Source organism: Minwuia sp. (genome assembly GCF_048007105.1).
Lineage (GTDB): Bacteria > Pseudomonadota > Alphaproteobacteria > Minwuiales > Minwuiaceae > Minwuia.
The window spans coordinates 312,195-336,550 of sequence record NZ_CP180352.1 but is presented as its reverse complement, the minus strand read 5'-3'; the positions used below and the strand labels follow the sequence as shown (position 1 = coordinate 336,550).

At 66.4% G+C, this 24,356-nt stretch carries 25 protein-coding genes and 1 pseudogene; 14 read left to right on the top strand and 12 right to left on the bottom strand.

From position 1 onward, the window contains the following. Positions 1-6 precede the first annotated feature (6 nt). On the top strand, positions 7-390 hold the full coding sequence (locus ACMVY4_RS01630) for a hypothetical protein (RefSeq protein ID WP_416898463.1): 384 nt from the start codon (positions 7-9) through the stop codon (positions 388-390). Here the strand turns inward: ACMVY4_RS01630 and ACMVY4_RS01625 are convergent. Genes ACMVY4_RS01625 through ACMVY4_RS01615 form a run of 3 tightly spaced genes read right to left on the bottom strand, consistent with a single transcriptional unit; the run spans position 387 to position 4,797 of the window. Continuing rightward, positions 387-2,201 (bottom strand): adenylate/guanylate cyclase domain-containing protein, encoded by a 1,815-nt coding sequence (locus ACMVY4_RS01625; RefSeq protein WP_416898462.1) that lies wholly within the window; start codon positions 2,199-2,201, stop codon positions 387-389. The genes ACMVY4_RS01630 and ACMVY4_RS01625 overlap by 4 nt on opposite strands. Before the next feature lie 9 nt (positions 2,202-2,210). Continuing rightward, entirely contained in the window at positions 2,211-3,815 is a 1,605-nt protein-coding gene (locus ACMVY4_RS01620) for a cisplatin damage response ATP-dependent DNA ligase (protein ID WP_416898461.1), read from the bottom strand. Between the two features lie 40 nt (positions 3,816-3,855). Then, on the bottom strand, positions 3,856-4,797 hold the full coding sequence (locus ACMVY4_RS01615) for an LLM class flavin-dependent oxidoreductase (protein ID WP_416898460.1): 942 nt from the start codon (positions 4,795-4,797) through the stop codon (positions 3,856-3,858). A gap of 90 nt (positions 4,798-4,887) precedes the next feature. Here ACMVY4_RS01615 and ACMVY4_RS01610 point away from each other — a divergent pair, with 90 nt between their 5' ends. From ACMVY4_RS01610 to ACMVY4_RS01580, 7 genes and pseudogenes are all read left to right on the top strand, one after another. Next, positions 4,888-5,838 carry an LLM class flavin-dependent oxidoreductase gene (locus tag ACMVY4_RS01610; RefSeq protein ID WP_416898459.1) on the top strand — a complete coding sequence of 317 codons (951 nt, stop codon included), beginning with the start codon at positions 4,888-4,890 and terminating at the stop codon, positions 5,836-5,838. Between the two features lie 62 nt (positions 5,839-5,900). Continuing rightward, a complete protein-coding gene (locus tag ACMVY4_RS01605) occupies positions 5,901-6,119 on the top strand; it encodes a DUF6898 family protein (protein ID WP_416898458.1) in 219 nt (72 codons plus the stop codon). 180 nt (positions 6,120-6,299) lie between these two features. Further along, on the top strand, positions 6,300-6,758 hold the full coding sequence (gene rplM, locus ACMVY4_RS01600; protein ID WP_416898457.1) for a 50S ribosomal protein L13: 459 nt from the start codon (positions 6,300-6,302) through the stop codon (positions 6,756-6,758). 7 nt (positions 6,759-6,765) lie between these two features. Then, the gene (rpsI, locus tag ACMVY4_RS01595; RefSeq protein ID WP_416898456.1) at positions 6,766-7,266 is read left to right on the top strand and encodes a 30S ribosomal protein S9; all 501 of its coding nucleotides are present in this window, start codon (positions 6,766-6,768) and stop codon (positions 7,264-7,266) included. A 145-nt stretch (positions 7,267-7,411) separates the two neighbouring features. Beyond that, a pseudogene (locus tag ACMVY4_RS01590) lies at positions 7,412-7,588 on the top strand (TetR/AcrR family transcriptional regulator); the annotation flags it as partial. Between the two features lie 104 nt (positions 7,589-7,692). Then, positions 7,693-8,013: a hypothetical protein gene (locus ACMVY4_RS01585; protein WP_416898455.1), complete on the top strand. Its 321-nt coding sequence runs from the start codon at positions 7,693-7,695 to the stop codon at positions 8,011-8,013. A gap of 101 nt (positions 8,014-8,114) precedes the next feature. After that, positions 8,115-9,845, top strand: a complete 1,731-nt coding sequence (locus ACMVY4_RS01580) for an N-acyl-D-amino-acid deacylase family protein (protein WP_416898454.1) — start codon at positions 8,115-8,117, stop codon at positions 9,843-9,845. A 52-nt stretch (positions 9,846-9,897) separates the two neighbouring features. Here ACMVY4_RS01580 and ACMVY4_RS01575 read toward each other — a convergent pair whose 3' ends face one another. Further along, on the bottom strand, positions 9,898-10,704 hold the full coding sequence (locus ACMVY4_RS01575) for an enoyl-CoA hydratase/isomerase family protein (protein ID WP_416898453.1): 807 nt from the start codon (positions 10,702-10,704) through the stop codon (positions 9,898-9,900). Positions 10,705-10,841: 137 nt separating this feature from the next. On the opposite strand from ACMVY4_RS01575, the gene ACMVY4_RS01570 reads away from it, so the two are divergent. The 3 genes from ACMVY4_RS01570 to ACMVY4_RS01560 all read left to right on the top strand — a co-directional run bounded on the left by ACMVY4_RS01570 (position 10,842) and on the right by ACMVY4_RS01560 (position 14,292). Then, positions 10,842-12,101 carry a S41 family peptidase gene (locus ACMVY4_RS01570; RefSeq protein WP_416898452.1) on the top strand — a complete coding sequence of 420 codons (1,260 nt, stop codon included), beginning with the start codon at positions 10,842-10,844 and terminating at the stop codon, positions 12,099-12,101. Between the two features lie 86 nt (positions 12,102-12,187). Further along, on the top strand, positions 12,188-13,804 hold the full coding sequence (locus ACMVY4_RS01565; protein WP_416898451.1) for a flavin-containing monooxygenase: 1,617 nt from the start codon (positions 12,188-12,190) through the stop codon (positions 13,802-13,804). 35 nt (positions 13,805-13,839) lie between these two features. Beyond that, the gene (locus ACMVY4_RS01560; RefSeq protein ID WP_416898450.1) at positions 13,840-14,292 is read left to right on the top strand and encodes a BLUF domain-containing protein; all 453 of its coding nucleotides are present in this window, start codon (positions 13,840-13,842) and stop codon (positions 14,290-14,292) included. Between the two features lie 7 nt (positions 14,293-14,299). On the opposite strand, the gene ACMVY4_RS01555 is transcribed toward ACMVY4_RS01560, so the two are convergent. The 5 genes from ACMVY4_RS01555 to ACMVY4_RS01535 form a co-directional block, all read right to left on the bottom strand. After that, complete coding sequence (locus ACMVY4_RS01555) at positions 14,300-15,007, bottom strand: tetratricopeptide repeat protein (protein ID WP_416898449.1); 708 nt, start codon at positions 15,005-15,007, stop codon at positions 14,300-14,302. A 29-nt stretch (positions 15,008-15,036) separates the two neighbouring features. Then, entirely contained in the window at positions 15,037-16,236 is a 1,200-nt protein-coding gene (locus ACMVY4_RS01550; RefSeq protein ID WP_416898448.1) for an acyl-CoA dehydrogenase family protein, read from the bottom strand. Between the two features lie 69 nt (positions 16,237-16,305). Continuing rightward, positions 16,306-17,163 carry an alpha/beta hydrolase gene (locus tag ACMVY4_RS01545; RefSeq protein ID WP_416898447.1) on the bottom strand — a complete coding sequence of 286 codons (858 nt, stop codon included), beginning with the start codon at positions 17,161-17,163 and terminating at the stop codon, positions 16,306-16,308. A 7-nt stretch (positions 17,164-17,170) separates the two neighbouring features. Then, positions 17,171-18,877, bottom strand: a complete 1,707-nt coding sequence (locus tag ACMVY4_RS01540) for an AMP-binding protein (protein ID WP_416898446.1) — start codon at positions 18,875-18,877, stop codon at positions 17,171-17,173. Positions 18,878-19,264: 387 nt separating this feature from the next. Then, positions 19,265-19,858 carry a superoxide dismutase gene (locus ACMVY4_RS01535; RefSeq protein WP_416898445.1) on the bottom strand — a complete coding sequence of 198 codons (594 nt, stop codon included), beginning with the start codon at positions 19,856-19,858 and terminating at the stop codon, positions 19,265-19,267. Between the two features lie 183 nt (positions 19,859-20,041). Between ACMVY4_RS01535 and ACMVY4_RS01530 the strand changes: the two genes are divergently transcribed. After that, positions 20,042-20,812: an SDR family oxidoreductase gene (locus ACMVY4_RS01530; RefSeq protein WP_416898444.1), complete on the top strand. Its 771-nt coding sequence runs from the start codon at positions 20,042-20,044 to the stop codon at positions 20,810-20,812. A 67-nt stretch (positions 20,813-20,879) separates the two neighbouring features. Here ACMVY4_RS01530 and ACMVY4_RS01525 read toward each other — a convergent pair whose 3' ends face one another. Beyond that, on the bottom strand, positions 20,880-21,086 hold the full coding sequence (locus ACMVY4_RS01525) for a cold-shock protein (protein ID WP_416898443.1): 207 nt from the start codon (positions 21,084-21,086) through the stop codon (positions 20,880-20,882). 212 nt (positions 21,087-21,298) lie between these two features. Between ACMVY4_RS01525 and ACMVY4_RS01520 the strand changes: the two genes are divergently transcribed. Next, positions 21,299-21,898, top strand: coding sequence for a 2-hydroxychromene-2-carboxylate isomerase (locus tag ACMVY4_RS01520; RefSeq protein WP_416898442.1), 600 nt, complete (start codon positions 21,299-21,301; stop codon positions 21,896-21,898). Positions 21,899-21,991: 93 nt separating this feature from the next. On the opposite strand, the gene ACMVY4_RS01515 is transcribed toward ACMVY4_RS01520, so the two are convergent. Further along, positions 21,992-23,053, bottom strand: a complete 1,062-nt coding sequence (locus ACMVY4_RS01515) for an alpha/beta fold hydrolase (RefSeq protein ID WP_416898441.1) — start codon at positions 23,051-23,053, stop codon at positions 21,992-21,994. Here ACMVY4_RS01515 and ACMVY4_RS01510 point away from each other — a divergent pair. Next, a complete protein-coding gene (locus tag ACMVY4_RS01510) occupies positions 23,053-23,490 on the top strand; it encodes a nuclear transport factor 2 family protein (protein WP_416898440.1) in 438 nt (145 codons plus the stop codon). The genes ACMVY4_RS01515 and ACMVY4_RS01510 overlap by 1 nt on opposite strands. 25 nt (positions 23,491-23,515) lie before the next feature. Here ACMVY4_RS01510 and ACMVY4_RS01505 read toward each other — a convergent pair whose 3' ends face one another. Then, positions 23,516-24,328, bottom strand: coding sequence for a class II aldolase/adducin family protein (locus tag ACMVY4_RS01505; RefSeq protein ID WP_416898439.1), 813 nt, complete (start codon positions 24,326-24,328; stop codon positions 23,516-23,518). Positions 24,329-24,356 lie beyond the last annotated feature (28 nt).

Below are 24,356 nucleotides of genomic sequence, written 5' to 3'. Positions count from 1 at the left end.
GCCATCATGCCGATTGAAACCGTGGAACATGGCGACTTCGTCGAGTTCAGGGTCTCGACCGCTGTTGCCAGTTCCGAGATCATCCGTCATGTCCACGACTACTACAGCGTCCACGCGACGCCGCTGGTCCTCTGGAGCTTCGCGCCGGGGACGCTGGTGAACATCCCGGCGGCCGATTTCAGGGAAATCGCTCGCGAAACCGGTCTACACTATGCCGCTCGCGGAGACCGGGCCCGCACCTCGATTGTTGTCGCAACCGAGGCGGAACTGCTTCTCGTGAAGGCCTTCATTGCCTGGGCGGAGGCAGATCCGACCATGCCCATCGACTGTTCGACCGACCGGGACCAGGCGCTCGCCTGTCTGCTCGAAGAGACCGGCAAGACGCCCTAGAACGCGTTCGGCGGATCCTTCGGCCAGACGATGCGCCAGTAGGAGATCTCCGCACCGATGCCGCGGAGCGGCGCGGTCTCGTGGACGGCGTCCCGCTCCTGCGCGATGGGCTGAATGGTCGGGTCCGCATACATGCCCTCGGAGAAGGCGATGTCGCCACCCTGCGACTGGCCTTCCAGACGTGCGGCGAGGTTCGGCGTGTGGCCGAAATAGTCCAGCCGTCCGTTCAACGTCACCGCCAGCGCCGGCCCGGCGTTCAGCCCGATCCGGATGGTCAGGTGCGAGCCGTTGCGGCTGTTGAAGGCGGCGATCTCCTCCTGGATGGCGAGCGCCGCGTAGAGCGCGCGCCGCGGGTCCGAGAAGGCGGCCAGTACCGCGTCGCCCATGGTCTTCACGATGCCGCCGTCGTGCCGGCGGACGATGCCGGCGATCCACGCGAAGTGCTCCCGGACCAGGGCATAGGCGGGGCCGTCACCCTGCCGTTCGAACATCTCGGTCGAGTTCTTCAGGTCGGTGAACATCAGCGCCACCTGGCTGACGCCGGCGCTGTCGCCGGGCCGCAGCGCCTGGGCCGCGCAGAGATCGCGGAAGGCCTGCAGCGTCGCCACTTCGGCGGCGGTCAGCGCATCGGCGGCCCAGTCGCGGCGTTCGATCACGGCGTAGCGGCGCGCGCGGTCGCGGTTGTCGAATCCGAGCGCGCCGGGTTCGCCGCGCCCGCCGAGCCGGACGGCGTCCTCGGTCAGCACCACGTCGGGCCAGGCGCCGCCGTCATGGCCGATCTCGGCATAGGGGCCGCCGCGCAGATCGCGCACGCGGTAGGGGCCGGGCGGCAGGTCCCCGGGCCATTCCGTCCGCGCATTCGGCTCCAGCCGGACCTGGGCCATTACGTGCGGCGTCGTCATCGGGCCGCCGAGACAGTATTCGCCGTCATAGACCGGACGCAGCATCTCCGCCGGTGTGAAGGTCAACTCGACGTTGCGGTCGAAGTCGCGGGCGTAGTCGATCGCGCAGGAGGTGCAGTGCGCCTCTTCGGGCAACTGGTCCAGCCCGTCGACCGAAACCTTGGCGCCCCGGCAGCGCGGACAGAGCAGATCCCAGCGCTGCTGCAACAGGCCGGTGCGGACGGCCTGCAGCATGGTCTCGACCATCTGCCGCTTCTCCACGCCCAGTTCACGGGCCAGGCTGTAGGGGCGGATGCGCACCAGATCCACTTCCTGCACGGCCAGCACCCAGTCGACAAGCCGCCGCCCCAGCCCGTGGCCGTAGTCGGATTCGTCCAGCCGGCGGATCATGTCCTCGATGCGGCTCATCTCCACAGCGCCCGGTCTGTAGGGCTCGACCGTGTAGGGGACGGGCTGGACGCCGTCGGCCCAGGCGCCGACCTGACCGCAGAGCCGCCGGAAGTCCTTCTCCGCCCTCGGGAAGAAGCCGGTGTTCAGGATCAGGTGGCCCAGCGCGGTCCGCGCGGTGGCGCTGACCTCGTAGTGGCAGAGACAACCGGCATCCGTCCTCTCGAACTCGACCATGGCGCCGATGGTGGCGAAGGGGCCCTTCGAGAACTCGCGCCAATGCCAGAACCAGCGGCCATAGACCCATTCGACCGGAAATTCCTCCCAGGCCAGTTCGGTGCCGGAAACCGTTCCCTCGGCGAACAGACGGACGCTGCCGTCTTCCTGCTCGACCTCCTCGATTCGGTGCTTGGGAAAGCCCGCCGCCTCGTTGAAACGCGCGGTGTCGGCCAGCGCCGGCCACACGGTCTCGACCGGGTGGGCGAACTCGAAGGTGAAGCGTCTTCGGTAGGTGCGGGCCATGGCGCGACGCTACACGGCCGCCGCCGCGGCTTCGGTGCCCTCGATCAACTTCTCCAGCGTTTCCAGACGGTCGGCCTCGTCCGCCGGCTTGTCCCAGCGGATGCGGCTGATGCGCGGGAAGCGCATGGCGACGCCGGACTTGTGGCGCGTCGACCGGTGGATGCCGTAGAAAGCGACCTCCAGCACAAGCTTCTGCTCGACCGCACGCACCGGACCGTAGCGGTCCACGGTGTGGGTGCGGACGAACCTGTCCAGCTCCGCCAGCTCGGCGTCTGTGAAGCCGAAATAGGCCTTGCCGACCGGCACGATCTCCGCGCCGCCGTCGCCGTCCCGCCAGGCGCCGAAGGTGAAATCGGAATAGAGCGAGGAGCGTTTCCCGTGTCCGCGCTGGGCGTACATCATCACGCAGTCGGCGGTGAAGGGATCGCGCTTCCACTTGTACCAGTGCCCCTTCGGCCGTCCGGGCAGGTAGGGGCTGTCGCCGCGCTTCAGCATCAGCCCTTCGATCGCCGGATGCGGCGGCTCGGCGCGCAGGCGGTCCAGATGATCCAGCCCGTCGAACGGCACCAGCGGTGAGAGGTCGAGCCTGGAGTCCCGGGTGGTGGCGGCCCAGTGTTCCAGCCGCTGGCGCCTCATGTCGAAGGGCAGGCCGCGCAGGTCTTCCGCACCGTCGAACAGGATATCGTAGAGGCGGATCCCGGCGGGGCTCTCCCGCATCATCTTCGCGGTGACCGTCTTCCGGTTCAGGCGCTGCTGCAGTTCGTTGAACGTGCCCGCCTCACCGTCGCGCAGGACCAGAAGCTCGCCGTCGGCGACGGCATCGCCCGATAGTCCGTCCAGCAGATCGGGAAAGGCGCCGGAGATGTCGTCGCCGGTGCGGCTGAACAGGCGGGCTTCGCCGTCCTTCAGCACCAGCTGGACCCGGATGCCGTCCCACTTCCATTCGGCTCGGAAGTCCGCAGGTTCCAGCCGCTGGCGGTCCGGTTCCTCCAACGGATGCGCCAGCATCAGCGGGCGGAAGACCAGCGCGTCCTCCAGCGACGGCTTCGCCGCCCGGCCCTCAATCCAGTCGAACAGCGGGCCATAGGGCGGCGACAGCGCGTGCCAGACTTCCTCGATCTCGTCGATCGCCGGTTCGCCCATCTCCGCGAGCGCCGTCCGCGCCAGCCGCGCGGAGACGCCGACGCGAAGCCCGCCGGTGATAAGCTTCAGCAAAGCCCAGCGGCCGTCCGCGCCGAGCCCGTCCAGCCAGGATTCGACCAGCGCGGGGACGTCCTTGCGTTTCGCTGCGTTGAGCGCATCGACCACCTGCGCGAGCGGCGGCGACTGCGTTTCCGTTTCTGGATCCGGCCAGATCAGCGCCGCCGTCTCGGCCAGATCGCCCACATAGTCGTAGGACAGCCGGAACAGCTGGGGATCGGTGCGGCCGGCAACCAGCTCGCGGATCATGGCGGGCTTGGCGGTCTTGAGATCCAGTTCGCCCGCCAGCGCCGCCAGCGCATAGCCGCGGTCGGGATCCGGCGTCTCGGCCAGATAATCGCGGATCAGCGTCACCTTCATGTTCCGCGAACGGACATGGGCGAGGCGGTCCAGCAGGGCGGCGAAGGCTTTCATCCGCCGATGGTACGCTCAGACGGCGCTTTTGGTTCCGCTGTCAGCCGAGATCGCTCAGAAGGGGCCGCACCTCCTGCCCGAAACGGGCGATCTGCGCGTGCTCCTCGCCGTCCGGTCCGGTCGGATCGAGGATGATGTGCCGCACGCCGGCGGCGTGGAACCGCCGGATCGTGTCCGCGACCTCCTGCGGCGAGCCGAGCGCGGCATAGCGCTTCGCCGGCTTTCGGAAGTCCATGGCGTAGCGGCGGGTGAGATGGGCCGTCGCCTTGTCCCAGGCGGTGTCGTAATCGTCGTCGATGCGGAAGAACAGCAGATGCGCGCTGCCATAGGTATCGGTGCGGCCTGCGGCGTCGTAGTGGGTTTCGATCTCGGCGAGCGACTCCGCATACATCTCCGGCGTCACGACATAGCTGACCCAGCCGTCGCACAGCGTGCCGGCGCGCTTCAGCGCGGCCTTCGAGCGGCCGCCGACCCAGATGGGCGGGCCGCCGGGCGTCACCGGCGCCGGCAGCATCTGCGAGGGCGGAATGTCGAAATGCTTCCCGTGATGCTCGATCTTCTCGCCGGTGAAATACTTGCGGATGACCTCGATGGATTCCGAGACCCGAGCGCCGCGTTCGTTGTGCGGGATGGCGTTGGCCTCGAACTCGATGGGAAACTCGCCGCCGACGCCGGTGCCCAGGATGAAACGCCCGCCGGAGAGGTGATCCAGCGTCGAGGCCAGCTTGGCCGTCGCCGTCGGATGGCGCAGCGCCAGCAGGTAGACGCAGGTGCCGACCGTGATCTTGTCAGAGAGCGCCGCGACCTGCGCCAGCTGCAGCAGCGGATCGATGATCGGCACCGCGAACAGGATGTGATCGCCCGCCCACATGCTGTCATAGCCGTTCTCTTCGGCCAGCTTCACCGCGGCAATCGCGGCCTCGCGCGTCCAGTTGTGGGCCTGGAAGCCGAATTTCATGCCCTCCGCCAAGCTCAGCGCCATTGGTTCCTCCCCTTTGCTTGCGGCTCCTCCCGCGCCACTATTGTGGAAGCGAACGGCGCTCGGCGCCAGTCCACGGGAGGAGATAAGGCCATGCCGGTACGGGTCGGAATGGGGTTCGGCGAACTGCCCTTCAGCGGGGCGGACGCCTTCTGGGACTGGATCGACCTGCTGGAGGCGGGCGGCGTCAACAGCTACTGGCAGTCGGATCGCATCGCCTCCTCACGGGTGCATCTGGAGCCGATGGTGGCGCTGGCCGCCGTCGCCGGCCGCACCAAGAAACTGAAGTTCGGCATGAATGTCGCCTCGCTGGCGCTCAGGGAACCGGTGCTGCTGGCCAAGCAGATCGCGACCATCGACTACCTTTCGGGCGGCGGTCGCATGCTGCCGGCCTTCGGCATCGGCTCCAAGCTGGCGCCGGACTGGGAGGCGACGGGGACGCCGACCGAGGGCCGCGGTGCGAAATCCGACGAGGCGCTGGAGATCATCATGCGGCTCTGGAAAGGCGAGACCGTCGATCACGAGGGCCGCTTCTTCAAGCTGAAGGGCGCGCGCATCTCGCCGGTGCCGGTCAATCCGAACATCCCGATGTGGATCGGCGGTTCGACCAAGGCAGCTGTGAACCGCACCGCGAAATACGGCACTGGCTGGCAGGCGGCCTTCGAGACGCCCGAGCAGTTGCGTCCCGTCATCCAGGCCATCCGCAAGACCGCGCAGGATCAGGGCCGCCGCGTGCCGGAGGATCATTTCGGCGCGGCCTTCCCCTTCCGCTTCGGCAGCCCGGACGACGCGCCCGTGGCCCAGGAGATGGAACGCTTCGAGAAGCGGCTGCGCCGCGATCCGTCGGACTACTTCATCGTTGGCGACGGCGGAACGATCCTGAAGCGCCTCGCCGAATATGCCGATGCGGGGGCGACGAAGTTCATCCTGCGTCCGATCGGGGCCGACGACGCCGACCTGATGGAGCAGACGCGCCGCTTCGTGGCCGAGGTGCAGCCCGAGCTGGACGGCGTGCCGATTCCGGAGCACGCCCGCGCGGCCTGAGGGTTAACAGCGGCTTCACCTTTCCCTGCCAGACTGCCCGGCCGGTCTGCGAGGAATCCGTGATGAGCGACGTGCTGCTTGAATACACCGTCATCGACGACATGGTCCGTGTTGCCGCCATTGACGGCGAGACCGGAACCGAGGCCATTCTGGTGGGTCCCGCCAGCGCCGGCCGCGAGGCCCTGTCCCGCGCCGCGCGGCAAAAGCTCAGATATGTCATGCAGAAGCAGGAATCGGCCGCAGCAGAGAAGACCGCGAACCGTCCCGGCTACTGGGCCTGAAACGGGCCGTCCGGGATCGCAAATCGGTCTGTAATACCTGTATACCACGCATGAAAATACATGCATTTCCGTCATTTAACGGGGTTGACGGCCTCATTTGCGGGGCGTAGAAGCGCGGCTTCGCAATCATGTCGGCGGTCCGCGAGGGTCTCCGGCCGACGCCTCTAGAGGATACGACCCATGAAGACCTTCTCCGCCACGCCGGCGACGATCGAGAAGAAGTGGATTCTGATCGACGCCGAAGACGTGGTTCTGGGCCGGCTCGCGGCCTTCGCGGCCAGCCGCCTGCGCGGCAAGCACAAGCCGTCCTTCACCCCGCACATGGACGATGGCGACAACGTCATCATCATCAACGCCGACAAGGTGAAGATGACCGGCTTCAAGCGCGACGACAAGCTGTACTACTGGCACACCGGCTATCCCGGCGGCATCAAGCAGCGCACCGCCCGCGACATCCTGGAAGGCGAGTTCCCGGAGCGTGTCGTCGAGAAGGCGATCGAGCGCATGCTGCCGAAGGGTCCGCTGGGCCGCCAGCAGTTCAAGAACCTGCGCGTCTATGCGGGCGCGGAGCATCCCCACCAGGGTGCGCAGCCGGAAGTCATCGACTTCAAGGCACTGAACACGAAGAACGCGAGGTAGAGCCAGGATGGCTGAAGAACTTCAGACGGCCGAAGAGAGCACCGTCACCGATCTCGCCGGCCTGGGCCAGGCGATGGGCGTCGAGGATGCCCCGGAGCCGGTCGAGCCGCAGATCGACGAGCATGGCCGTTCCTATGCGACCGGCAAGCGCAAGGACGCCGTGGCCCGCGTGTGGGTCAAGGCCGGCGTCGGCCGCATCATGGTCAATGGCCGCGAGCTGGACATCTACTTCGCGCGCCCGGTGCTGCGCCAGATCGTGCAGCAGCCGTTCAGGCTGACCAACCGCGAGAACCAGTTCGACGTCTACGTCACGGTCGCCGGCGGCGGCCTTTCGGGGCAGGCGGGCGCTGTCCGTCACGGCATCTCCAAGGCGCTGACCCTCTACGAGCCGGATCTGCGTCCGGTGCTGAAGAAGGCCGGCTTCCTGACCCGCGACCCGCGCGTGGTCGAGCGCAAGAAGTACGGCCGGGCCAAGGCGCGCCGCAGCTTCCAGTTCTCGAAGCGCTGATACGGCGGCGGATTGCGGCTGGCCGTTCTGGCCCGCCTGCCCGCCGGCTGGAAACAGGAGGGGCTGCGCCATTGGCGCGGCCCCTTTTCATTGGGGCTGCGCTGGGCTAAGCGGACCTGACACCCGACCCGACAGAGGAACCGTCTTGGCGAAACCGGAAAAGACCGCTGCGGCGGACGCCCAGGCCGGCGCGCCGCTGATCCTGAAGGCGGCGCTCGACGCCTTCGAGGAAGCGGGCTTTCACGGCACCTCGATCCGCGCCATCGCAAAGCGGGCCGGGGTCAGCATCGCGCTGATCTACTATCACTACCCCAACAAGGAAGAGATCCTGCGCACCCTGATGCTGGGGGTGACCGACGATCTGGAGACCGAACTGGTCCGGGCGCGGGACGGCGCCGGCGGCGGCCGGCGGACCAGCTGGCGGCGATGGTCCGGGTGCATGTCCGCTTCCATACCGAACGCCAGGCCGAGAGCTTCGTCGCCAACACAGAACTCCGCGCCCTGGGGCCGGAGAACCGGCGCGAGGTCGTACGGAGCCGTGACGCGATCTCCCGGCTGTTCGATGGGGTGATCGCAGCCGGAATCGCAGACGGCAGCTTCAGGACGGATGCGCCGCATGAGGCCAATCTGGCGATCCTGAACATGTGCACGGCGGTCGCCGGCTGGTACCGCGCCGAGGGCCCGAAGACGCCCGACGAACTGGCCGAGGAATACGTCCGTTTCGTGCTTTCCCTGCTCGGCGTCTGACACCATTCCCATTCTGCCGGACGATTAGCGGTTGCCACCGCAGGGGCCTTGTGCGATTTTCCACTGAACGATCGTTCAGGGCCATATGGGGAGATTGAGACATGGCACGCTTCGACCGCGTTATCCGCAACGGCATGGTTGTCGACGGGACGCGCACGCCGCGCTTCCGCGGCGACATCGGCATCAGGGACGGCGTCATCGCCGAGATCGGCCACATCGATCCGAAGGATGCGGACGAGGTGATCGACGCCAGCGGCCTGGTCGTCGCGCCGGGCTTCGTCGATCTGCACACCCACTACGACGCCCAGGTCTTCTGGGACCCGTACTGCACGCTGTCGGGCTGGCACGGCATCACCTCGGCGGTGATCGGCAATTGCGGCTTCGGCTTCGCGCCGGTCGCGCCGGAGATGCGCGAGCGCGCGATGATGTCGATGACCCGCGTCGAGGCCATTCCGATGGAATCGATGAAGGAAGGCATGCCCTGGGACTGGGTGACCTTCCCCGAATTCCTCGACTCGGTCGACCGCACGCCGAAGGCGATGAACCTGCTGCCCTACGTGCCGATCGGCCCGCTGCTGATCTGGGTCATGGGCTTCGAGCGCGCCAAGGCCGGCGAGATGCCGACCGAGGAGGAGCATCGCGAGATCGCCCGCCTGCTGCATGAAAGCATGAATGCCGGCGGCTGCGGCTGGTCGGCCCAGCGCATGATTCCCGACGGCCCGGCCTCGGTGCAGCGCGACTTCGACGGCACGCCGATGCCGACGGACGTCATGCATGACGAGACCTGCCGCGTGCTCGCCAACGTGCTGCGGGACCGCAACGAGGGCTTCATGCAGATGCTGCTGGTCTCCGGCGACAACGCCAAGGACCAGAAGTTCTACGAGGAAATGGCCGAGATTTCGGGCCGCCCGATGATCATGAACGTGGTCCAGGCGTTCGATCACCGTCCCGAGATTCACCGGCGTGTGCTTGAGTGGCTGAAGAGCTGCCGGGAGCGGGGCATCCGCGTGGTCGGGCAGGGCCTCACCACCGACGCCGGCTTCACCTTCACCTTCGAGAACTGGAACCTGTTCGACGATTCCGAGGCGTGGCGCGAGGCGACCACCGGCACCTTCGAGGAGCGCAAGCAGAAGCTCGCCGATCCGGCCCGCCGCCAGGCGATGAAGGACCAGATGCCACAGACCGCGACCGGTCCGCTGGTCGATATCGTCATCGTCGGCCCGCAGCTCGAGAAGAACAAGCAGTGGGAAGACCACACCCTGGCGCTGGCCGGGCAGAAGATGGGCAAGCATCCGGTCGACGTCATGCTGGACATGGCGGTCGAGGAGGATCTGGAGACCGAGTTCTTCGCCGCCCCGCCGAACGGCAGCCTGGAGTATCTGAAGGAGATCGTCGACGACCCGTATGTCCTGTTCGGCGTCTCCGACGGCGGTGCGCACACCAAGTTCCTGACCGCAGGCCGCTACCCGACCGAGACCATCTGCAAGATCGTCCGCGACAACGGCATGATCAGCCTGGAAGAGGCGCACTGGCGCCTGTCGGCCCTGCCGGCCCAGGTGGCGGGCTTCACCGGCCGCGGCACGCTGACCCTCGGCGCGCCGGCGGACATCGTGGTCTACGACTACGAGAACCTGGAAGTGCTGCCCGACGAGATCGCCCACGATCTGCCGGGCGGCGAGTGGCGCCGGATCCAGAAGGCGAAGGGCTACCGCTACGTGCTGGTCAACGGCGAGGTCACCATCAAGGACGACGAGCAGACCGAGACCTATTCGGGCCGCCTGCTGCGTCATGGTGACGGCCTGGAGCGTCTGGAGGCTGTCGCGGCCGAGTAACGCCGCGCGATACGCCCGAGAACTGCGAACGGCAGTCGGTGCCGGGGGCGGCCTACTTGCCCCTGAACACCGGCTGCCGTTTCTCCATGAACGCCCGCGGTCCCTCGCGGGCGTCTTCGGTTGCGGCCAGCCGGGTCAGATAGTCGGCCTCCAGCGCCAGCGCGGCCGCAGCCGGGAGATCGCCGGAGCGGCGGATCACGTCGCGCGCCGCCGACACAGCCAGCGGGGCGTTCGCCGCGATGGCCTGCGCCAGTTCCATCGCGGCCGGTAGGACCCCATCGGCCGCAACGACACGGTTCACGAAGCCGGCCTCAGCCGCGCGGGCGGCGGAGATGTTGCTGCCGGTCAGAAGCAGTTCCGTCGCCAGCGCCGGGGGCACGCGCCGGGCCAGCAGCGCTGTGCCGCCCATCGCAGGGATCAGCCCCAGCTTCACTTCCGACAGGCCCAGCAGGGCCTTCTCGGCGACGATGCGCAGATCGGCGGACAACAGGATTTCCATGCCGCCGGCGATGGCGTGACCGTTGGCGGCGACGATCAGCGGCTTGCCCAGATCGAAGGCGCGCAGCGTCGCCTTTGCGGCCAGCCCAGGATCGGCGGCGAAGGCCTTCTCCCAGTCGTCCTGCGGACCGCGTGTTCCCGTCATGAGAGGGATCGAGGTCGCCAGATCGAATCCGGCGCAGAAGGTGGAGCCCGGCGCGCCGGTCAGCACCACGACCCGGACGGCCACGTCCGCCTTCAGCGCATCCCAGCACTCCGCCAGCCGGCAGACCAGTTCCGGGTTCAGCGCATTCCGCGCCTCGGGCCGGTTCAGCGTGACCGTGGCGACGTGGCCGTCCTTCTCGACAAGCAGCACTGACATCCGAGTCCCTCCAGGCCTGTTCCGGAGCGGTGACCATATCAGGACTGCCGCAATTGGTATGGCAAACGTCGATCCGCTGGCGTCCGGCATCCGGCAGGGTCATCATGTCCGGACCGGGGCATGAAGGCAGATGAAGGATGGCCGGAACGGGTGGAATCAGGGCGAGGCGGGCGATTGCCGCGCATCTTCGGCGGCTGGCGGCGCTGACGGTGCTGCTCGCGCTGTCCGGCCTTGCGGCATGCCAGACGGCGACCGGGCCGGGATCCGGCGGGCCCTTCCCCGGCGCCTTCCGCCAGACGGCTGCCGAGGAAACGGCGGAACGGGTGAATGTCGCTGTCGCCGACGCCATCGACAGGATCGCCGCAACCTATATCGACCCGGTCGACGAGGACGCACTCAGGCGGACCGCCGCGACCTACATCGTCGACGGCATGCAACGCGGCGAGTCCGAGGAAGCGCTGGTGAAGGGCGCCGTCACGGCCATGGTCGGGACGCTCGAAGGCAATGGCCGGGTCGTCGACCGCGAGCTGCTTTCGGGCCGGTTCGGGTCCGGGACGGCATCCGTCGGCATCTTCGAGGCGGCGGACGGGCAGGGCGGATGGGTCATTGTCCGCGTCCATCCGTTGGGCGCCCTCGAAGGGACTCCGGTGAGGCCGGGCTGGCGTCTGATGAGCATCGACGGGCAGCCGCGCCAGTCCATGGACAAGGATGACGCCATTCGGCGGCTTCAGGGCGAGATGGATACCCCCGTCCAGCTCGGCTTTCTCGATCCGTTCGGCAAGCCGGCAGCGTTCAACGTCCGCCGGGTCCGTCTGGGCGCGATGGAGGCGGTGGTCAACCGCTGCGGCACGCCGGCCGTGGTGCAGATCATGCGGTTGACCGGTCTGACGGTCCGCGAACTGCTGCGCTTCCTGCTCGACTGTGAGCCGGACGAACTGGTTCTCGATCTCAGGGGCAATTCAGGCGGCACGCTTGACGCGGTCGTCGACACCGCCGCCTTGTTCGTCGGCAACTCGGTAGTCTTCCATATCCGCGAACGTGACGGGGTCGTCGAACGGCGCAAGGCCGGGGCGACGCGCCGATATGCTGGCCGTCTGCTCGTGCTGACGGACCGCTACACCGCGTCCGGCGCGGAACTGCTGGTCCAGGCCCTCCGCCGTGGGGCTGGCGCGTTGGTCGCCGGAGAGACGACGCCCGGGCACGACTTCGTGCACACGGTGATGCCGCTGAAGGGCGATCTGATCATGGCGCTGCAGACCGGCAGGTTCGAGGGACCCGACGGCAGCGCCATCGTTCCGGTCGTGCCCGATATCGAGATGCGGGACGACTGGAACACGGTGCCGGACGAGGTGATGCAGGCCGCGCCGGCGCTGCTTGCGCGGTCCCGCGCCTCCTGAAGGCAGCCATGACGCGCCGCACCCTGTCGCGCGCTGTCTCTCTGGCCTAAACTCGCCTGGAGACGAGATACGGGAGGAACATGGCCGTGGCGAACGATCAGCCTGCACGCTTCGACGCGATCATCGTGGGCGCCGGCATTTCCGGCATGTACATGCTGCACCGGCTGCGGGAGCAGGGACTGAAGGTCCAGGTTCTGGAGGCGGGCGACGATGTCGGCGGCACCTGGTACTGGAACCGTTATCCCGGCGCGCGCTTCGATTCCGAGAGCTGGTCATACGGCTACGCCTTCAGCCGGGAAATCCTGGACGAGTGGAACTGGTCGGAGCATTTCTCGGGGCAGCCGGAGAACCTGCGCTATTGCCGATTTGCAGCCGAAAAGCTGGACCTGAAGCGCGACATCCGCTTTGAGACGAACGTCGTCTCGGCGCACTTCGACGAGGCGGCGAACGAATGGGCCATCGCCGCCGAGGACGGCTACAAGGTCCGCGCCCGTCTGTTCATCACCGCCATCGGGCCGCTCTCGGTGCCGCAGATGCCGGTGATCGAGGGCGTGGACGACTTCGAAGGCGAGTCCTGGCACACGGCGCGCTGGCCGCACCGGCCGGTCAGCTTCGAGGGCAAGCGGGTCGCCGTCATCGGCACCGGCGCGACCGGCGTGCAGCTGATCCAGGAAGTGGCCAAGACTGCCGGGCATCTGACGGTGCTGCAGCGGCGGCCGAACTGGTGCGCGCCGTTGCACAACAGCCCGATCACGCCGGAGGAGCAGGCGGACATCCACAGCCGCTACGACGAGATCTACGCCCATTGCCGCACCACCCATGGGGGCTTCATCCACGACGCCGACCCGCGGCGTCTGCTGGAGACGCCGGAGAACGAGCGCAACGCCTTCTTCGAACAGAAATACGCCGAACCGGGCTTCGGCATCTGGATGGGCAATTTCCGCGACACCTTCACCAGCGAGGAGGCCAACCGGATCCTTTCGGACTTCGTGGCCAGAAAGATCCGCGAGCGCGTGAAGGACCCCGAGACCGCGGAGAAGCTGATCCCGAAGGATCACGGCTTCGGCCAGCGCCGGGTCCCGATGGAGACCCGCTACTACGAGGTCTACAATCAGGACAATGTCGACCTGATCGACATCGTCGCCGACCCGATCCGGCGCATCGACAGGACCGGTATCGAGCTGGAGTCGGGGCATCGTGACTTCGACATGATCATCTTCGCCACCGGTTTCGACGCGGTGCTGGGCGGCTTCAACAGGATCGATATCCGGGGCCTCGGCGGCCAGCGCCTCAGCGACAAGTGGGCCGAAGGGCCGACGACCTATCTCGGCCTGCAGGTGGCCGGGTTCCCGAACATGTTCACCCTGGTCGGGCCTCAGAACGCCGCCGGCTTCGGCAATATCCCGCGCGGCATCGAGCAGAACGTCGAATGGGTCGCCGGTCTGGTCCGCCACATGTTGGCGAACGGCCTCACCTATGTCGGCGCCACACCGGAGGCCGAGGCGGACTGGCTGGACGAGGTCGCCCGCTCGTCGGACAAGATGCTGCTGTCGAAGGCCGACAGCTGGTTCACCGGCATCAACCGCAATGTCGAGGGCCGCTCCCGACGGGTCTATCTGCTCTACACGGCCGGCATGCCGGCGTTCCGGGAAAAATGCGACGCAGTTGCACGCGATGGTTACATCGGTATGGTGTTGGCCTGACAGTCCGATCGGTTGCGTAGGAAGGGGCGTCTCCCTTGCATTCCATTGTCTACCTCTCCACGGCGTCCGAGCCGATGGGGACGGAATCGCTGAACCTGCTGCTCGAGGTGGCCCGCGCCCGGAACGCGGACGCCGGCGTGTCCGGCATTCTGATCTATGGCGACGGCTGCTTCATCCAGATCCTGGAGGGTGAGCTGCAGCCGCTGGAGGCGATCTTCCGCTCCATACTCCGGGACGGCCGCCACTACGGCGTCAAGACGATCCAGTTCGAACCGGTCGACGGCCGGCGGTTCGGGGACTGGTCGATGGCATTCGTCGATGATGACGATCTCACCCCGACCGACAGGGCCGACCTGGCGCAGCTGCGCGGTCAGGCCGAGATTCTGGCGCGGGACGAGAAGGGCGACCCCGAATTCCTCGCCGTGATGATGCGCGCCATCGCGCCCCGGCTGGCGCGGCATCTCGACAGCCGCCGCAACGCCGGTTGATCGACGGTCAGCTGCCGCAGCCTTCGGTCTTGCCGCGGGTCAGCCAGTGGTCGACGATGGCGCGGAAGCGCTCTTCCGGGTAGCCGGGCGGCGGTGACGCGGTGCCGATGCGCTCGACCATGGCGCAGCCGCGCTGCATGTCGCCCTGCCGGAAGTAGACGGTCGCCAGGTTGACCATGGTCCAGGCGTTGAAGGGCTCCAGCTCGATGGATTTCTCCAGCATCGCCAGGGCGTCCTCGTCGCGTTCCTGCATGGTCAGGAAGCGGCCATAGTCGGCGAACCGGCCGGCCTGCCCGCGTTCCTTTTCCACCGCCTGACGGAACCAGTAGTCGACGACGCGCCCGGACTGTGCGGTCTCGTTCATGATCACCGCGATGCCGTGATAGACGTCGCCGTTGGCCGGGTCCGCCTCGAAGGCCAGGTTGAAGCGGTTCAGCGCGTGCGACAGGCTCTGACGCCGCATCCAGTCCCAGCCGTGGCGGACCAGTTCCCAGCTCAGCGCCGGGCCTTCCAGCCCGGTCGCCTGCAGCTTCTCGACGAACTGCTCGTCGATGTCGCGGCGCGGCCCGAAACGGCCGTCGCAACCGAACAGCGGCTGGTACTGGACCGGCGTGCCGTCCTTGCCATAGGCCCAGTCCGGATGGTTCTCGGCCCTGCAGACGTCCTGATAGCTCGGCGGCAGGTCGACAGCCTGCGCCGCCGATGCGGCGAGCAAGAGACAGACGGCGCCGGCGAGGCGGGAAATCAAAGCCCCAGCACGGCCTTCGCGATGACGTTCTTTTGCACCTCGGTCGTGCCGCCATAGATGGTGGCCGCCCGCTTCAGAAGATGCTGCGCCATCACCCCGTCGGCGTATTCGGGTCCGACGGGACCTTCATTGTTGGTCCAGTCGAGGCCGGTGTGGACGTAGGGCGCGCCGTAATAGGCCAGCGCGTCGACCATGGTCGCGTTGATCGCCTGCTCGATCTCGGTGCCGCGGATCTTCAGCATCGACGCTTCGGCGCCCGGCGGCCTGCCCGCTGCGGCGTCGGCGAGGCAGCGCAGGTTGTACATTTCCAGCGCCGCGAGATCGCTCTCGATCTGCGCCAGCTGGCTGGAGAAATCCGGGTCCTCGATCAGTTTGCCGCCTTCCATGCGTTCGGCCTGGGCCATGCCCTTCAGCCGTTCAAGTTCACCCTTGGACCGGCCGATGCCGGCGATGCCGGTGCGCTCGTTGCCCAGCAGGAACTTGGCGTAGGTCCAGCCCCTGTTCTCCTCGCCGATGCGGTTCTCGACCGGCACGCGGACGTCGTCGAAGAAGACCTCGTTGAGATTGTTGTAGCCGTCCATCGAGATGATCGGCTTCACCTCGATGCCGGGGCTGGTCATGTCGATCAGCAGGAAGGTGATGCCTTCCTGCCGCTTGCCCTCGCTGTTGGTGCGGACCAGGCAGAACATCCAGTCCGAACGGTGCGCGCCCGAGGTCCAGATCTTGTGGCCGTTGATGACGTATTCGTCGCCGTCGCGCACCGCCTTGGTGGCCAGCGCCGCGAGGTCGGAGCCGGAGCCGCGCTCGGAATAGCCCTGACACCACCAGTCATCGGACGACAGGATCCGCGGCAGGAAGCGTTCCTTCTGGGCGTCGTTGCCGAAGGAGTAGATCACCGGGCCGACCATGGTGACGCCGAAGGGCTGCACACGCGGGCAGCTGGCGCGGGCGCACTCTTCCTCGAAGATGAAGCGCTGGGCCGCGGACCAGCCCGTGCCGCCGTACTCGACCGGCCAGTTGGGCGCGATCCAGCCCTTCTCGTAGAGCGCCTTCTGCCAGCGGACATAGTCCTCCTTGGGCAGATAGTTCCAGCCGACGCGGGCGCGCTCCTTGATGTCGTTGGGAATGTTGTCCTTCAGGAACGTGCGGACCTCGTCGCGAAAGGCGAGTTCCTCGTCGGTGAATGCCAGATCCATCTCAAATCTCCCCGGATGTATGGGGCGATCCTACGCCATCGAAGCCGCGAGGTGAAATGCGGCGGACGGTCAGCCCAGATGCGTCAGGAACCAGTCGCGGGCGGCGGCCGAGGCCTCGCCGATATGGCTCATGTACGGGTCGTAGTGGCGGCAGTCGAGGCGGACGAGCTTCTTCGGCTCATTGGCCAGTTCGAAGGTCTCGAGCTGTCCCGCCGTCGGCGTCTGGGTGTCGCGGTCGGCGACGATCATCATCAGCGGCGTCGGCGCGATGCGGGCGGCGAAGCTGTGCGGCTCGTATTCGCGCAGCATCTCGAGGCTGCGGAGCGTCAGCGCGTTGACGTAGTCGCCATGGGTGTCGGTCTTCTTCACCCACTCCTCGGTCTCGGTGCCTTCGATGGCGGCCGGGACCGTCTCGGGCGCCGCGCCGGCATAGCGCGCCTCGCGGTCCTTCTGCATCCGGAGCAGCGTCTTCTCCCGCGCCCGCTCCGGCACCCAGGTGTCGAAGGTTCGGGCGCCATGGGTGAATGGCACCTGGCTGACCACGCATTTCACCCGGCGGTCCAGCGCCGCCACCGTCAGCACATGGCCGCCGGAATAGCTGGTGCCCCAGATGCCGAGACGCTCGGGATCGATGCCGGGAATGGTGCGGGCGAATGTGATGGCGTCGCGCATGTCGCGCACCTGCGCCCAGGGATCGGCCTCCTGCCGCGGCTCGCCGCCGGAATCGCCGAAATTGCGGTGGTCGTAGCAGAGCACGGCCAGGCCTGCGGCCTGGAAGACCTTCGCCATCTCGTCGAGGTTCAGCCGCCGGATGGCCGAGAGCCCGTGGCTCATGACGATCACCGGCGCGCCGTCGCCGGCCGGATAGAACCAACCGGCGAGCTGTACCCCGCCCGCGGCGAAACTGATGTCCTGGCGTTCCGTCATGGGTGGATCAGGCCGCCGTCTTCTGCCGCTTCTTTTCCTCTTCCTCGTAGAGCTCCTTCTTGGAGAGCTTGCCGACGAGGGTCTTCGGCAGTTCGGCCCGGATGTCCATGTCGGAGATCATCTCGTGCTTGCCGAGCTTGTCCTTCAGGAATTCCTTCAGCTCGTCGAGGGTGAAGCCGGATGCGCCCTCCTTCAGCTTGATGAAGGCCTTCGGCGCCTGGCCGCGGTATTCGTCGTGGATGCCGATCACCGACACTTCCTCGACCGAGGGATGCTGGTAGATCGCTTCCTCGATGTTGCGCGGATAGACGTTGAAGCCGCCGCAGAGGATCATGTCCTTGGTCCGGTCGACGATGTAGAGGTAACCGTCCTCATCCATGTAGCCGACGTCGCCGGTGCGGAAGTAGCCGTCCTCGGTGAAGCTCTCGGCGGTCGCCTCGGGCTTGTTCCAGTAACCCTTCATGACGTTCGCGCCCTTGATGCAGATCTCGCCGCGCTCGCCCATGGGCAGCGTTTTTGTCGCGTCGTCCACGTCGACGAACTTGAAGCTGATGCCGGGCATCGGCACGCCGCAGGAGCCGGGCTTCGCGCTGCCGTGGAGCGGAGTCGAGACGCCGGCGGGGCTGGTCTCGGTCATGCCCCAGCCCTCGGCCAGCTTGCAGCCCGTCAGCTTCTCGAACTTCTGCGCCACCTCGACCGGCAGCGGCGCGCCGCCGGAGGCGCAGAACTTCAGCGAGCTGAGGTCCATCTTGTCGATGCCGGGATAGTTCACGATGGCGTTGAACATGGTCGGGACGCCCGGGAACATGGTCGGCTGCTTCGAGCCCAGATCCTTGATCACCGCATCCAGCTCGAAGCGCGCATGCAGGATGATCTCGGCGCCGAACCTCATGGCCAGCAGCATGTTGATCTGCAGGGCGTAGATGTGGAACAGCGGCAGCACCGCCAGGATGCGCTCCTGACCGCCTTCCAGCGTCGCCTCGTCGCCTGAGTTGTTGACGACATACATGCTGGTCGCCGAGGTCAGGTTACCGTGGGTCAGCATGGCGCCCTTGGGCAGTCCGGTCGTGCCGCCGGTGTACTGCAGCACCGCGATGCTCTCGTTCAGATCGGCGATGGGATGCTTCTGGAACTTGCCGTCATTGCCGGTCAGCTTCCTGAAGCTGACATGGCGTTCGTCGTCGGGAACCTTGGCGATCTCCTTGCCTTTCGCCAGCGGGAACAGCCAGCTCTTCGGCCAGGGCAGCACCTCGGTCAGGCTCCCGTAGACGATCTTCTTCAGCCGGGTCTTGCCCAGCATGCCGGCCATCTGGGGATAGAGCGCCTTCAGATCCAGCGTGACCATGATGTCGGTCTGGCTGTCCTCGATCTTGTGCTCCAGCACCTTGGCGGCATCCAGCGGCGAGTAGTTCACCACCGTGCCGCCGGCCTTCAGGATGCCGTAGAAGCTGATCACGTAATGGGGCGTGTTGGGCAGGAACAGGCCGACATGGACGCCGGGACCGACGCCCAGCGCCTGGAAGCCCTTGGCGGCCTTGTCGACCATCTCCGAGAGCTCGCGGTAGGTCGTTTTCTTGCCCATGAAGTCGAGGGCATTGCGGTCGGGCCATTCGGCGACGGCATCGTCCAGAATCTGCTGGACCGGATAGGTCTCGATCGGGGCATCCCACGAGACGCCGGGGGGCATGGAACGGATCCAGGGCTGATCGGCCAAGGCTGCAAACTCCTGTATCTATCGGTTCGGCTTCGGAAAGAGGCCGGAGACAACATTCGAGATGGATACAGTGTGCGCCAGAACGTCGCAACAGGCAAAGGGCCGCCCGGGGGGCGTGACATCCGGGCGGCCCTTCGACGGTCCAAACTGTCCCCGACCCCTTGAAACCGGAACGCTGGACCGTGGCGCAGGTGGACCAATTGAGGGAATCGATCCACCCGCGCAAACGATGCCTCATGGTTGAGACGTGGTGTTGTGATCGTACGGTGACAAGGCTAAATCCAGGCAGTGACGGCGCGCACGGTTCGGGAAATGAAAAAAAAGGCCCGGGCGGTGACCCGGGCCTTTTCCGTGGACGTGATGGCGGCGGGCTGGCCCGCCGGGCCGTCAGCCCTTCATGTTCGCGTTGGCGAAGTCCCAGTTGACCAGATGGTCCCAGAACGCCTGCACGAAGTCCGGGCGGCGGTTCTGGTAGTCCAGGTAGTAGGCATGCTCCCAGACGTCGACGGTCAGGATCGGCTTCAGGCCGTCGGTCAGCGGGGTGCCGGCATTGGAGGTGTTGACGATCTCCAGCTTCGAGCCGTTCAGCACGACCCAGGTCCAGCCGGAGCCGAAATTGCCGACCGCCGAGGCCTTGAACTTCTCGGCCAGCTCCGCCGTGGAGCCGAAATCGGCCTTGATCGCGTCGGCGATGTCGCCTTTCGCCTCACCGCCGCCATTCGGCGACATGGAATTCCAGAAGAAGGTGTGGTTCCAGATCTGCGCCACCTGGTTGAACAGGCCCTGATTGCCGGCCTTGTGCGCTTCCGCGATGGCTTCCTCGACCGAGGCCTTGTCCAGATCGGTGCCGGCGACCAGTTCGTTGGCCTTGGTCACATAGGCGTTGTGGTGTTTCTTGTGGTGGAAGCTGAAGGTATTGGCCGAGTAGTGCGGCTCCAGCGCATTGTCCGCATAGGGCAGGTCCGGAAGTTCGAAAGCCATGGTTGTGGTCTCCCAAGTTGTTCTGATTTCAGTCATCGCCGCCCCGGCGGCGGAATGATCCCCAACGCCCCGCATATGGCGCGCTTGCCTGCCGAATAAAGGGCGTCAGGGCGGCGCAGGTCAAGGGGTGCCGCCCGTTTGCGGCCATGCTAGAAGGCGGAACGCAAGAGGGAGGAACGTCATATGCGTGTCACAGGGAAAGTCTGCGTCATCACCGGCGGCGCGTCCGGCATCGGCAAGGCGCTGGCGGAGCGGTTCCATGCGGAGGGGGCGAAGGGGATCGTCGTCGCCGACCTGCAGGAAGACAAGCTCCGGGAAGTCGCCGACAGCGTGAACGGCCTTGCCGTCGTCACCAACGTGGCGAAGGAATCCGATATCCAGGCGCTGGTCGCCGCGGCGGAGGAAAAGTACGGCCACATCGACGTCTTCGTCTCAAATGCCGGCATCGCCCGTATGGGCGGCGCCGAGAGTTCCGATGCCGACTGGCAGCTGAACTGGGATATCCATGTGATGGCCCATGTCTACGCCGCCCGCGCTGTCGCCGATAAGATGGCGGTCCGGGGCGAGGGCTACCTGATCAACACCGCGTCGGCGGCCGGTCTGCTGACCCACGTCAACTCCGCCACCTATTCGGTGACCAAGCACGCGGCCGTGTCGTTCGCTGAATGGCTGTCGATCAACTACGGCGACCGCGGCGTTCACGTCTCGGTGCTGGCGCCTCAGGCAGTCCGGACGGCGATGACCTCGGGCCGGGATGTCTCGGTCGCCTCGGTCGACGGCATGATCGAGCCGGAGGAACTGGCCGACTGCGTGATCGAGACGATGGACAAGGAAGAGTTTCTGATGATTCCGCACAAGCAGGTGCTGGAATACATGCGCAGGAAGACGGACAACGTCGACCGCTGGCTGTCTGGCATGCGGCGCTTCAAGTTGAAGCGGCCGGAATCCACCTGAAGCGCGGCGCCGCCCAGGGGGACGGATCGGGGGCGGCAGTTAACTGCCGCCCCGTCACGTTGTCGGTTCAGTCGACCGACAGGTTGCCGGCGAACTCGCGACCGTCGCGGCCCGGCTCGATGTCGAAGGTGATGGCCTGACCTTCATTCAGGCCGCTGAGGCCCGCGCGCTCGACAGCCGAGATGTGAACGAACACATCCTTGCCGCCGCCTTCGCGCTCGATGAAGCCGAAACCCTTGGTGGCGTTGAACCATTTCACGGTGCCTTTGGCCATGTCCGTGTACTCCTGTTCTGTTTGCTGTCCGCGGGATGCGACAGCGCGGCGTAAATCAGTCTGATCGATCAACTGAGGGCCGGAAGGCGGAGACAGAGGTTCGACGTCGAAAGAAAGTAGCGGTCCGGCTGTGACGCAAATCCGCGCCGAAGGCAAGGGCGATGCGCACAATCTGGTGACATTTGACCGTGAAGTCGGGTGATAATGGACCAATGCAGATTGACATCGAATTCTTCTGGGACCCGGGCAGCACCAACACCTATTTCGCCTGGAAGCTGCTTCCGGCCATCGCCGCACGGCATGATGCGCGGATCGTGCCGCGCGCGTTCAACCTCGGTTATGTCTTCCGACATCACAATTACGCCGTCATGGCGGAGCCGCCGCCGAAGATCGAGAACCGCAAGCGCGACCTGGCTCGATGGGCGGAGAAATACGCCCTGCCCTTCCGCTTCCCCGGGGTCTTTCCGATCAAGACCAGCGTGGCGCTGCGCGGCGCCATTGCCATGCGGCGCTGGGACCGGGAACGCGATTTCATCAATGCCGTTCTGGAGGCCTACTGGGAGCGTGACGACCATTCGATTGCGGAGATCGGCGGTCTGAAGCCGCTTGCGGCTTCGCTGGGCGTCGATCCGGAGGCCTTCGCCGAGGCGGCCGAGAGCGACGAGATGCGTCAGGCGCTGATCGACGAAACGCAGGACGCGCTCGACCGCGGCGTGTTCGGCGCGCCCTCCATGCTGTTGGGCAACGAGCTCTTCTGGGGCAAGGACCGGATGGACTTCGTCGAGGACGAGCTGGAGCGGAACAGCATTTGATTGAAACATCAAATGCTGTTCCAAGACTGGCAGCGGCCTGCGCGAGTTGCGAAACCCATGTTTGATCGGGGTTCGATCAAACATGGGTTTCGCTCAAGACGCCGAGGCTGACGCCGTCTGCGCCTTTTCGGCGGACTTGCCGTCCTCCTCCGGCGCCAGGAACTCCGCGTTGTCGTGGGCGCCGCTGGGCAGATGACGTCCGCCGTTCAGCATCCAGTAGCCGACATCGTTCTGCACGACCGGGCCGTTGAAGTCCCGGAACAGCATGTGCCAGCCGCGCTTGTAGACGCCGACCGCCGGGCTCTTGCCGAACCGCTGCAGCGTCTGGGCAACCGAGTGTTTCGGCACGATCTCGTCGCGCTCGCCGTAGAGCAGCAGCACCGGCGCTTCGATGTCCGGCGCCGCGGCGTAGGCCTTGTCCATCAGATCGACCAGCCCGTCGATGGCGTCGATCCGCGCGCCCTTGATGACCAGGGGGTCCTTGCCGAGTTCGATCAGCATGGGGGTATTGTCCGACGCTCGCCGGCCAAGGCCGTTGCCCCGCAGCACCATGCCCGGGACCATGCTGTTCACGGCGGCCAGCAGCTTGCTGTAGGTGCCGCTCATCGTCGGCCGCGCCCAGACCGCCGGCGCGCTCAACACGGCGCCGTCGACGTCGGGCGCATCCGGGCGGCCGAGCAGGTTCATCACCACCGCGCCGCCCATGCTTTCGCCCACCAGATAGACCGGCAGGCCCGGATTCCGGGTCCGGACGACGTCCAGAACGTGCGCCAGATCGTCGCTCAGCGTCCGGGAGGTCGGCCAGATGCCGGGATTGGCGTTGGCGCCGAAGCCGCGCTGGTCGTAGGCATAGGTGGCGATGCCCTCTCCGGCCCAGCGCGCCGCGGCTTCCCGCCAGGCATGGCCGTAGTCGTTGATGCCGTGCAGCGCGATCGCGACCAGCCGCGTCTCGCCCTCGGCAGGCGTGATCCGGGCGCGCAGGCTGTAGCCGTCCGGCATGATGAAATGGTCGCCTTCCAGAGACGCATCCTGTACGGACGGGCCCGCGGGCTGATACTGTTGGGTGCACGCGGCAGCCACCAGCAGCGCCGCCAGGGCCATCCCCACCGCGATCGGCCTGATGATTTTCTCCGGCAAGGAAAGGCGGTTCTGCAATGTCAGTCTCCGGCGAGCAGATGAAGGCCCTTCTCGAGGCAAATGCCGAATTCTACCGCGCCTTCCGTACGGGCGACGTGACGGCCATGTCCACCTTGTGGGCGGAAGATGAAGACATCGTATGCATTCATCCCGGCCACGCAATGCTGCAGGGCCGCAGCGACGTGCTGAGCGCGTGGTTCGACATCCTGTCGTCGCCGCCGCCCGTGGCGATGTGCGAGGCGCAGGGCCAGATCGAGGGCGGCGCCGGCATCGTCGTCTGCACCGAACTCATCGACGGCGCGCGTCTGTCGGCCACCAACCTGTTCCGGTGGGACGGCGACGAATGGCGCATGGTCCATCACCACGCCAGCCAGATCTTCGAGCCCTCCGACGAGAGCGACATCGAGATCGACGTCGAGGAAGAGGAACTGCCCGGCCCGTCGACGATCCACTGACCGCGCCGGCGGCAGGCGCAGCCTGTCAGTCGAACATGTCGGGCTGGGATTCCTGAAGTTCGGTGTAGATCGGCTGGAAATGCAGCCAGCCGATATAGTCGCTGCCGACATGTTCGCGGCTGTAGCGGGCGCTTTCGGGCGGCACCTCGACCGGCTTGCGGCCGGTGGCCTCGACCATCAGCTGCTGACGGCAGGCCCTTTCCAGAGCGATGAACCACCAGGCGCAGCTGTCGATGCTGTGGCGGCTGGCGGTCAGCAGACCGTGGTTCTGGTGGATCGCCGCCTTCACGCCGGTGAAGGCCTTCGCGACGCGGGTGCCCGCATCCTCCTCGACCGCGACATGACCGGCGTCTTCCCGGATGACGACGTGATCCTCGTAGAAGCAGGAAGCATCCTGGGTGATGGGCGCCAGCGGAATGCCCAGCGAGGCGAAGGCGACGCCGTACTCGGTGTGGGCGTGGCACATGGAGACGATGTCGGGATGCATCTCGTGGACCGCGGCGTGCAGCACGAAGCCGGCGCGGTTCACCGCGTAGTCGCCCTCGATCACCCTGCCGTCATGGTCGACCAGGATCAGGTTCGACAGCTTCACCTGGCTGAAATGCACCGCCATCGGATTGGTCCAGTAGAGCTCGGGATGCTCGGGGTCGCGGACGGTCAGGTGACCGGCGAAGCCGAAGTCGAGCCCGTGCTTCGCGAAGGCGCGGCAGGCCGCGACCAGCCGCTTCTTGCGGTCCAGGCGGAGCGCCTCCGGTGAATTGAAGGACGGCTCCTCGGGGAAGATCAGGCCGTCCTGGTCGGGCTGGTAGATCGAGACGCGGTTGCCGAGATCGATCATCTGTTTCCTCCTTCAGCGTGCGGACGGC

Bases quoted from the DNA above. Each gene is read 5' to 3' on its own strand.
- ACMVY4_RS01580 (WP_416898454.1), top strand. From the start codon at position 8,115: ATGGCACGCTTCGACCGCGTTATCCGCAACGGCATGGTTGTCGACGGG.
- ACMVY4_RS01530 (WP_416898444.1), top strand. From the start codon at position 20,042: ATGCGTGTCACAGGGAAAGTCTGCGTCATCACCGGCGGCGCGTCCGGC.
- ACMVY4_RS01510 (WP_416898440.1), top strand. From the start codon at position 23,053: ATGTCAGTCTCCGGCGAGCAGATGAAGGCCCTTCTCGAGGCAAATGCC.
- ACMVY4_RS01630 (WP_416898463.1), top strand. From the start codon at position 7: ATGCCGATTGAAACCGTGGAACATGGCGACTTCGTCGAGTTCAGGGTC.
- ACMVY4_RS01550 (WP_416898448.1), bottom strand. From the start codon at position 16,236: ATGGATCTGGCATTCACCGACGAGGAACTCGCCTTTCGCGACGAGGTC.
- ACMVY4_RS01525 (WP_416898443.1), bottom strand. From the start codon at position 21,086: ATGGCCAAAGGCACCGTGAAATGGTTCAACGCCACCAAGGGTTTCGGC.
- ACMVY4_RS01615 (WP_416898460.1), bottom strand. From the start codon at position 4,797: ATGGCGCTGAGCTTGGCGGAGGGCATGAAATTCGGCTTCCAGGCCCAC.
- ACMVY4_RS01625 (WP_416898462.1), bottom strand. From the start codon at position 2,201: ATGGCCCGCACCTACCGAAGACGCTTCACCTTCGAGTTCGCCCACCCG.
- ACMVY4_RS01610 (WP_416898459.1), top strand. From the start codon at position 4,888: ATGCCGGTACGGGTCGGAATGGGGTTCGGCGAACTGCCCTTCAGCGGG.
- rpsI (WP_416898456.1), top strand. From the start codon at position 6,766: ATGGCTGAAGAACTTCAGACGGCCGAAGAGAGCACCGTCACCGATCTC.
- ACMVY4_RS01505 (WP_416898439.1), bottom strand. From the start codon at position 24,328: ATGATCGATCTCGGCAACCGCGTCTCGATCTACCAGCCCGACCAGGAC.
- ACMVY4_RS01575 (WP_416898453.1), bottom strand. From the start codon at position 10,704: ATGTCAGTGCTGCTTGTCGAGAAGGACGGCCACGTCGCCACGGTCACG.
- ACMVY4_RS01620 (WP_416898461.1), bottom strand. From the start codon at position 3,815: ATGAAAGCCTTCGCCGCCCTGCTGGACCGCCTCGCCCATGTCCGTTCG.
- ACMVY4_RS01545 (WP_416898447.1), bottom strand. From the start codon at position 17,163: ATGACGGAACGCCAGGACATCAGTTTCGCCGCGGGCGGGGTACAGCTC.
- rplM (WP_416898457.1), top strand. From the start codon at position 6,300: ATGAAGACCTTCTCCGCCACGCCGGCGACGATCGAGAAGAAGTGGATT.
- ACMVY4_RS01605 (WP_416898458.1), top strand. From the start codon at position 5,901: ATGAGCGACGTGCTGCTTGAATACACCGTCATCGACGACATGGTCCGT.
- ACMVY4_RS01585 (WP_416898455.1), top strand. From the start codon at position 7,693: ATGGTCCGGGTGCATGTCCGCTTCCATACCGAACGCCAGGCCGAGAGC.
- ACMVY4_RS01535 (WP_416898445.1), bottom strand. From the start codon at position 19,858: ATGGCTTTCGAACTTCCGGACCTGCCCTATGCGGACAATGCGCTGGAG.
- ACMVY4_RS01570 (WP_416898452.1), top strand. From the start codon at position 10,842: ATGGCCGGAACGGGTGGAATCAGGGCGAGGCGGGCGATTGCCGCGCAT.
- ACMVY4_RS01520 (WP_416898442.1), top strand. From the start codon at position 21,299: ATGCAGATTGACATCGAATTCTTCTGGGACCCGGGCAGCACCAACACC.